At 66.7% G+C, this 11,540-nt stretch carries 11 protein-coding genes; 10 read left to right on the plus strand and 1 reads right to left on the minus strand.

Annotated elements, in window-relative coordinates:
• The first annotated feature begins 8 nt into the window (after nucleotides 1-8).
• The 8 genes from F9K07_RS06790 to F9K07_RS06825 are packed head-to-tail and all read left to right on the plus strand — an operon-like array spanning nucleotide 9 to nucleotide 8,835.
• Entirely contained in the window at nucleotides 9-1,208 is a 1,200-nt protein-coding gene (locus F9K07_RS06790; protein ID WP_159590634.1) for an acetyl-CoA acetyltransferase, read from the plus strand.
• A gap of 41 nt (nucleotides 1,209-1,249) precedes the next feature.
• Entirely contained in the window at nucleotides 1,250-2,161 is a 912-nt protein-coding gene (locus tag F9K07_RS06795; RefSeq protein WP_159590636.1) for an SDR family NAD(P)-dependent oxidoreductase, read from the plus strand.
• Nucleotides 2,162-2,173: 12 nt separating this feature from the next.
• A complete protein-coding gene (locus F9K07_RS06800) occupies nucleotides 2,174-3,031 on the plus strand; it encodes a MaoC family dehydratase (RefSeq protein WP_159590638.1) in 858 nt (285 codons plus the stop codon).
• Complete coding sequence (locus F9K07_RS06805; protein ID WP_159590640.1) at nucleotides 3,028-4,200, plus strand: acyl-CoA dehydrogenase family protein; 1,173 nt, start codon at nucleotides 3,028-3,030, stop codon at nucleotides 4,198-4,200. Before F9K07_RS06800 ends, F9K07_RS06805 begins: the two co-directional genes overlap by 4 nt.
• A 5-nt stretch (nucleotides 4,201-4,205) precedes the next feature.
• Nucleotides 4,206-5,342 (plus strand): acyl-CoA dehydrogenase family protein, encoded by a 1,137-nt coding sequence (locus tag F9K07_RS06810; protein WP_159590642.1) that lies wholly within the window; start codon nucleotides 4,206-4,208, stop codon nucleotides 5,340-5,342.
• Nucleotides 5,343-5,368: 26 nt separating this feature from the next.
• Entirely contained in the window at nucleotides 5,369-6,919 is a 1,551-nt protein-coding gene (locus F9K07_RS06815; protein WP_159590644.1) for a long-chain-fatty-acid--CoA ligase, read from the plus strand.
• Nucleotides 6,916-7,992 carry an MBL fold metallo-hydrolase gene (locus F9K07_RS06820; RefSeq protein WP_159590646.1) on the plus strand — a complete coding sequence of 359 codons (1,077 nt, stop codon included), beginning with the start codon at nucleotides 6,916-6,918 and terminating at the stop codon, nucleotides 7,990-7,992. Before F9K07_RS06815 ends, F9K07_RS06820 begins: the two co-directional genes overlap by 4 nt.
• Nucleotides 7,993-8,028: 36 nt before the next feature.
• The gene (locus F9K07_RS06825) at nucleotides 8,029-8,835 is read left to right on the plus strand and encodes an enoyl-CoA hydratase/isomerase family protein (protein ID WP_159590648.1); all 807 of its coding nucleotides are present in this window, start codon (nucleotides 8,029-8,031) and stop codon (nucleotides 8,833-8,835) included.
• Nucleotides 8,836-8,894: 59 nt separating this feature from the next.
• Here the strand turns inward: F9K07_RS06825 and F9K07_RS06830 are convergent, their stop codons facing one another.
• Nucleotides 8,895-10,223 carry a flavin monoamine oxidase family protein gene (locus F9K07_RS06830; RefSeq protein ID WP_159590650.1) on the minus strand — a complete coding sequence of 443 codons (1,329 nt, stop codon included), beginning with the start codon at nucleotides 10,221-10,223 and terminating at the stop codon, nucleotides 8,895-8,897.
• Nucleotides 10,224-10,408: 185 nt separating this feature from the next.
• Here F9K07_RS06830 and F9K07_RS06835 point away from each other — a divergent pair, with 185 nt between their 5' ends.
• A complete protein-coding gene (locus F9K07_RS06835; RefSeq protein WP_159590652.1) occupies nucleotides 10,409-10,567 on the plus strand; it encodes a hypothetical protein in 159 nt (52 codons plus the stop codon).
• The gene (locus F9K07_RS06840; protein WP_159590654.1) at nucleotides 10,560-11,540 is read left to right on the plus strand and encodes a Bug family tripartite tricarboxylate transporter substrate binding protein; all 981 of its coding nucleotides are present in this window, start codon (nucleotides 10,560-10,562) and stop codon (nucleotides 11,538-11,540) included. Before F9K07_RS06835 ends, F9K07_RS06840 begins: the two co-directional genes overlap by 8 nt.

Below are 11,540 nucleotides of genomic sequence, written 5' to 3' on the forward strand. Positions count from 1 at the left end.
CAACACACATGGCAACAGGTATCAAAGACAAGGTCGCCATCATTGGCATGGGCTGCTCGCGCTTCGGCGAACGTTTCGACGCGGGCACGCACGACCTGATGGCAGAGGCCTTCAACGAAGCGCTGCAGGACGCCGGCATCGAGCGCAAGCAGATCGACGCCGCGTGGTTCGGCTCCTGCCTCGACCAGATCAACATCGGCAACTCCGCCATTCCGGCTTCGCTGGCGCTGCGGCTGGACGGCATCCCGGTGAGCCGCGTGGAAAACATGTGCGCCACCGGCACCGAGGCGCTGCGCGGCGCAGCCTACGCCGTGGCCTCCGGCGCGGCCGACATCGCCCTGGCGATCGGCGCCGAGAAACTCAAAGACACCGGCTACGGCGGCCTGCCGCCGACCTACAAGGGCACCTTCAACGACCTGTGGATGCCGCTGGGTTCGGCCCCGGCGGGCTTCGCGCAGCTGGCCGATGGCTACCGCACGCGCTACGGCATTTCCCGCGAAGAACTCAAGCGCGCCATCGCGCGGGTGTCGTGGAAGAGCCACCAGAACGGCGTGCTCAGTCCCAAGGCGCATTTGCGCAAGTCGGTCACCATGGAGCAGATCCTGGGCGCGCCGATGATCGCGGACCCGCTGGGCCTGTTCGACTGCTGCGGCGTGAGCGATGGCGCCGCCTGCGCCATCGTGACCACGCCCGAGATCGCGCGCGCGCTCGGCCGCAAGGACATGGTGACCATCAAGGCGATACAGCTGAGCGTGAGCTCGGGCATCGAGTCGACCACGAACACCTGGGACGGTAGCCACGTGCGCAACACCCGCAACGCCGCCAGCCGCGCCTATGCCGAGGCCGGTGTGACCAAGCCGCGCGAGCAGATCTCGCTGATGGAGGTGCACGACTGCTTCTCCATCACCGAGCTGGTCACGATGGAAGACCTGTTCATCTCCGAACCGGGCCGCGCCGTGCACGACGTGCTCGATGGCTTCTACGACCGCGACGGTGGTGGTGTGCCCTGCCAGGTGGACGGTGGCCTCAAGTGCTTCGGTCACCCCATCGGCGCCTCGGGCCTGCGCATGGCCTACGAGGTCTACAACCAGCTGCAGGGGCGCGCTGGCGAACGCCAGTTGAAGAGCCCCAGCCTGGGCTTGACCCACAACCTGGGCGGTGTGCCGTACCAGGGCGTGGCCGCCGTGAGTGTGTTGGGTCTGCATTGAGCAGCCGCCCTGTGATTTGAACCGTTGAATGGAAAACCGACATGAAACTGCTTGAAGGAAAAGTCATCATCGTGACCGGCGCGGGCGCCGGTGTGGGGCGCGGCATTGCGCGCGAAGCGGCACGCCAGGGGGCCAAGGTGGTGGTGAACGACCTGGGGGTGAAGGTCGACGGCTCCGAGGCCAGTGCCGGCCCGGCGCAGGAGACGGTCGAGTTGATCCAGGCCGAAGGTGGCGTGGCGAGTGCCAGCACCGAGAGCGTGGCCGATTGGACTGGTGCCAACCGCATCGTGCAGCAGGCCATGGACCTGTACGGCCGCGTGGACGGCGTGGTGAACAACGCGGGCAATCTGCGCGACGCGCTGTTCCACAAGATGACCGAAGACGAGTTCGATGCCGTGATCCGCGTGCACCTCAAGGGGAGCTGGAACGTGGCACGCGCGGCCGCGCCGCACTTCAAGGAGCAGCAAAGTGGCGCCTTCGTGCACATGACCTCGACCTCGGGCCTGGTCGGCAACCTGGGCCAGGCCAACTACGCGGCGGCCAAGATGGGCATCGTCGGACTGTCCAAGTCGATCGCGGTGGACATGCAGAAGTTCGGCGTGCGCTCCAACTGCATCGCACCCTTCGCCTTCACCCGCATGGTCGGCAGCATTCCCACCGACACGCCCGAGAAGGCTGCGCGAATGAAGTCGCTGATGACCATGGAGGCCGACAAGATCGCGCCTTTCACGCTGGCGCTGCTGAGCGACCAGGCCAAGGACGTGACGGGCCAGATCTTCGGTGTGCGTAACAACGAGGTGTTCCTGTTCTCGCAGCCACGCCCGATCCGCACCATCCACGATGCCGCCGGCTGGACGGTGCAGGGTTGCATCGAGCGCGCCATCCCGGCGTTCAAGCCGTCGATGGCGCCGCTGGACCTGTCGCGCGATGTGTTCGCCTGGGACCCGATGTAAGGAGGGCGCCGCGTGATCGACCTTCAGCAGTTGCTCGGCCATCCCATACCGCAGGGGAGGCAGAAGCTCTCGCGCAAAGATGCCGCGCTGTATGCGCTGTCGGTGGGCTTCGGGCAGGACCCGTTGGACACCCGGCAGCTGGCCTTCGTGGACCCGGTCAAGCCCGGCATGCCGATCCTGCCGTTCATGGCGGTCGTGCTCGCCCCGAACGGACCCTGGATCGCGGACCCGGCGCTGGGCATCGACTACGGTCGGGTGGTGCACGGCGAGCAGTCGATGCAATTCGAAGCTCCGTTGCCCGCCGACGCGGAGGTCGTTGCGAACCTTCGCGTGGTCCATGTGGTGGACAAGGGCGAGGGCAAGGGTGCGCTGATGGTCACCGAGAAGGAACTGCTCGACGCGGTGTCCGGCCAGCGCTATGCGGTGCTGCACAGCACGTTGTTCTTGCGCGGCAATGGCGGCTTTGGTGGGCCCAGTGGACCTGTGCCCGCCGTGCACGCGCTGCCCGAGCGCGCCCCCGACCACACTGTGGACCTGCCGACACGCTCCGAGCAGGCGCTGGTTTACCGCCTCAACGGCGACTTCAACCCGCTGCACGCCGACCCGGCCGTGGCCGCGAAGGCCGGTTTTTCACAACCCATTCTTCACGGCCTGTGCACGCTCGGCCTGTGCGGCCATGCATTGCTGCGCACGCTGTGCGGCTACGACCCTGCGCGCCTGTCGTCGCTGAGCCTGCGCTTCAGCGCTCCGGTGCTGCCCGGCGACACGGTGCGCGTGGAGCTGTGGAACGACGGCTCCTTCCGAGCCCGCGCGCTGGAGCGCGACACCCTCGTCATCAACAACGGCAAAGCCGGGATGCGGCAACCATGAACCTCGAACTCGACCCGACCCAGGCGGCCTTTCGCGAAGAGGTGCGCGCCTTCATCCGCGACAACCTGCCCGACGACATCCGCCAGCGCCTGCGCCGCGGCCACGCGCCGCGCCAGCAGGATTCGGTGGCCTGGCAGCGCCTGCTCAACACCCGAGGCTGGGCCGCGCCGCACTGGCCCAAGGAATACGGCGGGGCCGGCCTGGACGTGGCGCGCCGTCTGATCCTCATCGACGAGCTCTACCGCGCGCCCGCGCCGCAGCCGATCGGCTTCAACATCAACATGCTGGGCACGGTGCTGCTGCGCTATGGCACCGAAGACCAGAAGCGCTTCTTCCTGCCCAAGCTGGCGAACCTGGACCTGTGGTTCTGCCAGGGTTTTTCGGAGCCGGGCTCGGGCTCCGATCTGGCCTCGCTGCGCACCCGGGCCGAGCGCGAGGGCGATCTCTACCGCGTCAACGGTCAGAAGATCTGGACCACGGGCGCACACCTGGCCGACTGGATGTTCGCCCTGGTGCGCACCGAGCAGGCCGCGCGCAAGCAGGACGGCATCTCCTTCCTGCTGATCGACATGAAGACCCCCGGCATCACGGTGCGCCCGATCGTGTCCATCGATGGCCAGCACCACCTCAACGAAGTCTTCTTCGACGATGTGCGGGTGCCGGTGGGCAACCTGGTGGGCGAAGAAGGCCGGGGCTGGGACTGCGCCAAGTACCTGCTGGTCAGCGAACGCATCTCGGTGGCCAGCATGGGCCAGTGCTGGGAGCGGTTGGACTACGCGCGCGAGCTGGCGAGCCGGCAGATGTGCAATGGAAAGCGCCTGCTCGACGACCCCAAGTTCGGCGGCGAGCTGGCGGTGCTGGGGGCTGAGGTGCGCGCGCTGGAACTCACGGCCTGGCGCTTCCTGCTCGACCCGGACATCGACCGCACGCTGCCCGGCTTCGCGTCGGTCCTCAAGCTCAAGGGCTCGGAGCTGATCCAGGAGATCACCACCTTGCTGGCCCGCGTGTCCGGCCTGAGTGGTCTGGAGCGGCGCAGCGGCGACGGTGAGGCCGCGCTGCACGGCGACGCGGCCACCGTCTCGCGCTACTTCTTCCACCGCGCCACCTCGATCTATGGTGGATCGAGCGAAGTCCAGAAGGACATCCTGGCCAAAACCATTCTGGGTTGACCCACATGAACTTTCAGATCAGCGAAGAACAGCGGCTTTTGTCGGAGAGCCTGTCGCGCCTGCTCGGCGACCGGTATGGCTTCGAGCAGCGCCGCGCCATCGCCGCGTCAGTTGAAGGATGGAGCCCCGAGGTGTGGCGCCAACTGGCCGAACTCGGCGTGCTCGCGCTCGGCATTCCCGAAGCGTACGGCGGGCTCAGCGATGCGGCGGCCGATCGTCTGCCCGTGTTGCAGGCACTGGGCCGTGTGCTCGCGCTGGAGCCCTACCTGTCGTCTGCCGTGCTGGGCGCGACCGCCGTGCTCCAAGCGGGCAGCGATGCGCAGAAGGACGCGCTGCTGCCCACGTTGGCCAGCGGCGATGTGCGCCTGGCCTGGGCGCACGACGAAAGCGGCGAGCGGCACAACCCGACGTGGGTGGAGACACGCGCCACGCGCGAAGGCACGGGTTGGCGGCTCGATGGCCACAAGGCGCTGGTGCTGCACGCGAACGCCGCCAACCACCTGGTGGTGAGCTCCCGCGTGGCCGGGCAGGGCGACGAAGCGCAAGGCCTCGCGCTCTTCCTGGTCGACCCGAAGGCGGCGGGTGTCGCGCTGCGCCATTTCCGCCTGGTCGACGACACGCCTGCGGCCGAGCTGACGTTGCAAGGCGCGGCGGCGCAAGCGATGGGCGACCCGCTGGACGAAGCGTTCCAGCGCGCGGCCATGGGTGCGGTGCGCGATGCCGGCACGGCGGCCGCGTGCGCCGACATGGTCGGGGCGATGGAGACGGCCTTCGAACTCACCACCGGCTACGTGACCACGCGCAAGCAGTTCGGCCGCGCCATTGGCGAGTACCAGGCGATGCGCCACCGCGTCGCGGAGATGAAGGTGGCGCTGGAAATCGCGCGCACCATGGCCATGGCGGCGGCGCTGGCAGTGGACCGAAGCGGTTCGCCCGAGGCCACGACCGAATTGTTGCGCGCCAAGCTGGTGATCGGCCGGCAGGCGCGCCAGCTGTGCCAAGCCGCCATCCAGTCGCACGGCGGCATAGGCATGACCGAGGAGTACGCCGTGGGCCACTGCCTGCGCCGCATCCACGTGCTGGACCAGCTGTTTGGCGACGTCGATGCGCAGGCCGCGCGGCTGGCCCGCATGGGCGCTTGACCGCCGTACTGGAGACACACCCGACCATGTCCCTCACCCTCAGCCTTCAGCGCTCCCTGCAGCAGACGCCGGCCAGAACCGCGACCATTTTCGGCACGCGCCGCCGCAGTTTCCGGGAGCACGGCGACCGCGTGGCCCGGCTCGCTGCGGCGCTGCGTTCGCAGGGCTTGCAAGCGAACGACCGCGTCGGCATCCTCGCGCACAACTCGGACCGTTTTCTCGAATGCATCATGGGCGTGTGGTGGGCCGGTGGCGTGCTCAACCCGGTGAACATCCGCTGGAGCGTGCCCGAGATCGTGTATTCGCTCGACGACTGCGACACGCGCATCCTGATCGTCGACAAGGCGTTTGCAGCGCTGGCGCCCAGGATCGGCGCCACGGCCCGGCACGCGCCGCTGTTCGTCTATGCCGACGACGGCGCAGCGCCACCAGGCATGCTGTCCTTTGAGGACCTGATGGAGCAGCACGAACCTGTGGAAGACGCAGGCCGAAGCGGCAACGACCTGGCCTGCATCATGTACACCGGCGGCACCACCGGGCACCCCAAGGGCGTGATGCAGTCGCACATGAACCTGTGGTCCGCGGCCACCATGCGCCTGTCGGAAACGCCCATCTTGCGCGGCAGCACGTCTCTGCACGTCGTGCCGCTGTTCCACATTGCCGGCCTGGGCCGTGTGGTCATGCAGTCGATCGCGGGCGAATGCCAGGCGGTGCTGCCGGGTTTTGACGCGGGGGCGGTGCTGGAGATCATCGAACGCGAAAGGATCACCGACACCGTGATGGTGCCGACAATGATCCAGGCCGTGCTGAACCACCCGGACTTTGATCAGCGCGACCTCAGCAGCTGGCGGCGCCTGGGTTATGGCGCCTCGCCGAGCGCGAGCGTGATGGTCGAGCAGGCGGTGCAGAAGCTGCCGAACGTCGAGCTGTCGCACGCCTATGGCTTGACGGAGGCCTGTCCGGTGATCTCTTCGAGCGGCCCGGCGCACCACAGCGAAGACGCGCGCAAGAGCGGCCTGTCGCGCTCGGCCGGGCATCCGGCCTTCGGCGTGCTGGTGCGCATCGTTGACGCTGGGGGTCGCGAGGTGCCGCGCGGCGTGGTGGGCGAGATCACCGCACGCGGCCCGAACATCATGTTGGGCTACTGGAACAAGCCCGAGGAAACCGCGAAGGCGTTGCGCGACGGCTGGCTGTTCACGGGCGACGGTGGCTATCTGGATGCCGATGGCAACCTGTTCATCGTGGACCGCATCAAGGACATGATCGTCAGCGGCGGCGAGAACATCTACTCGGCCGAGGTGGAGAACGCCATTGCGCAGCACCCGGCCGTGGCCATGTGCGCCGTGATCGGCATTCCGCACGAGAAGTGGGGCGAAGCGGTGCACGCGGTGGTGGTGTGCAAGCCCGGCGCGGAACTGGACGAGGAAGCCGTGCGCACCCATTGCCGCGAACGCATCGCCGGCTACAAGTGCCCCAAGACGGTGGCGTTCCGCGACGCGTTGCCGCTGTCGAGCGCAGGCAAGATCCTCAAGCGGGACTTGCGCGAACCCTTCTGGGCCCATAGGGGATCGGCATGAGCGCGGCCAGCGAGCGGGAGCGCGCTGCCTTGCGCGCTTCGGCGCTGCGTTTCCCCTGCGGCGAGGCGCCTCCTGTGGGTGGTGCGCTGGAGGTGGCGAGCGGCATTCTGTGGCTGCGCCTGCCCTTGCTCAGCGGGCAGTGCGTCAACGTCTGGGCGTTGCGCGATGGCGATGGGTGGGCGGTCGTGGACACCGGCATGTTCATCGAGCGCGCGGTCGAAGTGTGGCGCCAGTTGCTCGCGCCCGACGGACCGTTGGGCGGCGATCCGGTCACGCGCGTGATCGGCACCCACCTGCACGCGGACCACGTGGGCATGGCGGGCTGGCTGTGCGAGGCATTCGACTGCGAACTGTGGATGACGCGCGGCGAATACCTGCAGGCGCGTCTCCTGCAGAGCCACTGCGAAGCGCCGATGCCCGCGGCAGACCTGGCTTTCTACCGGCGTGCCGGCTGGGACGCCGTGTCGCTCGACGCAGTGCGCCCGATGGGGCGCAACATGTCGCCGCTGCCGGTGCGCTACCGGCGCATCCAGGACGGCGAGTGCCTGCGCATCGGCGATGACGATTGGCAAGTGCTCGTCGGCAGCGGGCATTCGGGGGAGCACGCCTGTCTCTACTGCGTGAAGCGCGGGCTGTTCATCTCGGGCGACCAGGTGCTGCCGCTCATTTCTTCCAACGTGGCGGTGTGGCCAGGCGAGCCCCACGCCAACCCGATGCGCGACTGGCTGGCGTCCCTCGCCAGGATTGCACGCGAAGTTCCGGACGACGTGCTGGTGCTGCCCGCGCACGACGATCCTTTTCATGGGCTGCATGCGCGGCTGGAGCAACTGGCCCGCAAACGCCACCGGGCGCTGGACCAGTTGCGCGATACGCTGTCGCGGGCGGACGTGCGCGTGGTGGACACGTTTGAAACCCTGTTCGGGCGCAAGACCTTCGCCAGTGTCTTCGTGCAGCAGCTCGCCACAGGCGAGGCGGTGGCGTATCTGCGGCTCCTGATCGAGCGGGGAGAGGTGGTGGTGCGGGACGGTGCCGATGGCATTGCGTGGTATCGGTTGGGCGGACAGGGCGTTTGACGGGGAGCACGGCGGATGGACACAGAGAATGGTTTGATGAACCTGCGCGAGGCCACGTTTCACGTTTGCCCCAACGGCGTGGCCGAGTTCACGCACCAGCGGCCCGAAGCACGCAACGCGCTGAGCATGGCGATGCGCCAGGACTACCGCGACATGCTGGAGCGCGTCGAGAACGACCGCGCCATCCGCGCCCTGATCCTCTCAGGCGCGGGCGGCAGTTTCTGCGCGGGTGGCGATGTGAAAGGCATGGCCAACTTGCACGCAGCGGGCGCGCCCGGTGGCGCGTGCCGCAGTCGCATCAGCGCCGACCACCACCGGTGGCTGGACCGCCTGCGCTCGCTGGACGTGCCGGTGATCGCCGCGGTGGACGGTCCGGCCTTCGGTGCCGGTGCGTCGCTCGCGCTCATGGCCGACTTTGTGCTGGCGTCGACGCGTGCCAGCTTCTGCATGGTGTTCGCAAAGATGGGCATGGTGCCGGACTTCGGCGCGTTCCACACCTTGCCGCGTCTGGTGGGGTTGGCCAAAGCCAAGGAACTCATGCTGACAGCGCGGCGTTTTGGGGCACAGGAGGCGCAGGCGTTGGGCATCGTCTACGCGATCCACGAGCCGGCGCAACTGCTCGACGAAGCCCGCCGGCTCGCGGCGCGGCTGGCAAGCGGCCCGCGCGATGCGATGGGCATGATCAAGAATTCGCTCAACCGCAGTTTCGACACCGACTACCGCACCCTGGCGGAGATCGAGGCGCACCAGCAGGCCGTGGCCATGTCATTGCCGTTCCACGCGGACGCGGTGCAGCGCTTCGTGCGCAAAGAGCCGCTGGCCTACGACTGGGACCGCCCGTAGGTGGCGAGATGGCCAGCAGCGCCATGTGTGATCGATGCATGAAGCATCCACGCCGACACTCACCCGAGCACACCCTCTGCCCTCAGGGCGGCCTTGCTGCCAGCGGCGATGGCGCCGTCGATGAAGCCGCGCCATCCTTCGCCGTGGTCACCCTGGCCGAACAGAATGCGACCGCGGTCCTGTTGGAAGTGCGCGTGGTACTTTTCCAGCCAGCCCGCCTTGTAATTGGTCCAGGTGCCCAGACTGTACGGGTCGTTCACCCAATCGTGGCCCATGCATTCCTCGACCTCCATATCGGGGAAAAACGCGCGCGCTGCTTCTTGTACCTGCTCCCTGTCGTTCAAGTCCAGCTTCGTGGCATCGGAGCCGAAGCCGACGTGCAGGCAATGGTCGTCGGCCTTGGCGTAGGTGAAGACAATGTTCAGTGGGAGCTCCGGCCCACCGAGCCCAAGCCGTTTGCTCACGCCACCCAGGTTGCCACGCGTCTTCATCACCACTTTCAACCCCCGACCTGCGTGCCGTTCACCCGCTGCCTGCACCAGCATGGGGTCGAGCGCTGGAGAAAATTCCACGGAAGGCAGCACGTTCATTGGCAACGTCACGATGACGCTGCCGGCGCGAATCTGCTCGCCAGCGTGCGTCGTGACCACGACGTGGTCGCCCTCGTCCGAGATGCCTTGCACGGGCGTGGACAGTCGAACTTCGGGGCGGCCGTCTTTCACCATGGCTTCCAGGAGTGCCGCTGTACCGTCCTTCAACGCGTAGCGGCCGCAGGCGTCGTCCAGTGCGGGAAGGCTGTGTCCCGAAAGAGCCCACCAGCGCGCCACTTCGTTGTAAGAAACCTCGCGGCTGGTGCCGTTGGCCAGCGCGTCCAGGTAGCAGCCGACTGCACTGCGTTGCGGCTCCGCGAGGTCCATCTGGACCAGGCGGTCCCATGCACTCATACCGTCTCGCGCAAACAGGCGCGGCCATGTGTGGTGCGCATCGAAAGGACGCTCCCAAAGCGCCTGGGCATCGGCGAAGTACCGGTTCAATGCCTCGACCACCGGCTGCATCTGCTGGCCACGCAACAGCACACGCTCCCCGCGCACCAGCAGCGCCACCTCTTCGGTGGCGGGATCGACATTGCCCGGCGTCTCTCTGACTTCGAGCCCATAGCGCTCCTTCTCCGCCCAGACAAAGGGCTGGCGCCAGTGGATCCAGGTGCCGCCCAGTTCCACTTTGTGGCCAGCAAGCTGGGTGGTGTACGTGCGTCCGCCGAGGCGGTCTCGCGCCTCCAGCAGCAGGGTGCGCCAGCCGTTCTTTCGGCAATCCCGGGCAGCTGTCACGCCAGCAAATCCACCCCCCACCACGATGATGTCGTGGTCCACATCCGTCTTCGGCTTCATCCATCTTCCTTTCAGCATTTAGTGGCATCGAATCTAGGGGGAAGGCCGAGGCTGCGTTAGCCAGATTCGGCACGGACTGCGCACCGTGATCCTCACACGCCGCCCGCAGTCGGTGCCGATAACGGATAACCGCCTGGCCTTGCTCCGCCCTACATTGGCGATGCACACAAAACAAGGACACAAGCATGAGAGACAAGACGACGGCGCGGCCTCCCAACATCCTGTTCATCCTGGCCGTGCCACTCTTTCAACCAATCCCCAAGTTCCTGGGGGACAGCGACGCGCATCGTCAAGGGATCGGGTTTTCAGGCGCAGTGAATTTTCAGGAGTTCTTGTATGACTGATCGTCGAAGCATGTTGAAGCACACGGTCCATGTGGCTCTCGCCACCCTCGGATTGCCGATGACGGTGCGTGCGGCAGTGGGGGCCACGAAAGTGCTTGTAGGCTTTCCGGCGGGCGGTGGACCGGACGCGGTGGCACGCATCCTGGCCGAGGCGATGAAGTCAAGTTTGACTGGCAACGTGTTGGTCGAGAACCGGGTGGGCGCCGGAGGCCGTCTGGCCATCGATGCGATGAAGATGGTTGCGGCAGGTGGCCGGACCTTGCTCTTGGCACAATCCGGCGCGTTCACGCTCTACCCGCACTTGTATGGCGACAGCCTGAGGTACAAGTTCAGCGACTTTGCGCCAATCGCTCCGCTCGCGACGGCGGACTTCGCCATCATGGTCGGCGTGAATCATCCGGCCAGGACGGTGCGCCAGTTGTTGGATTGGTGCCGCAAGAACCCCAATGAGGCCACCATCGGCGCACCGGCGTTGGGTACCCATATGCACTTCGTTCTCTTGGAGTTGTCCAAGATGACCAGTACCCCGTTTGTCGTCGCCGCCTACAAAGGGGGTGGGCAGCAGCAAATTCAAGACATCGCCGCGGGTGTGCTCCCCGCCGCTATCGCGGTGGCTGGCTCGATTGCATCGTCTCACGCATCTGGGCTGATCCGCGTCCTGGCCACGACCGGTACGACCCGCTCGCCGAACCTGAAGGATGTCCCCACCCTGCGGGAGGAAGGCATCGACATTGTCGCGACGGATGGGGTTGGCCTGTTTGCGCCTTCGAAAACGCCACGCGCGTTGATCGAAAAACTGCACGACACCGTCGTGACGGCCCTAGCCCAAAGTGACGTCCGATCGCGACTGGAGCGGATCGGTTTCATGCCGGCCGAGACAGTGTCGACCACCGAGTTCGCCTCCTTCATCAAGGCGGAGAGCGACCGGTGGGGTGAGACGATTCGTCGATCGGGTTTCAAGCTGGAGAAATGA

The organism is Hydrogenophaga sp. BPS33 (assembly GCF_009859475.1).
Taxonomy (GTDB): domain Bacteria; phylum Pseudomonadota; class Gammaproteobacteria; order Burkholderiales; family Burkholderiaceae_C; genus Hydrogenophaga.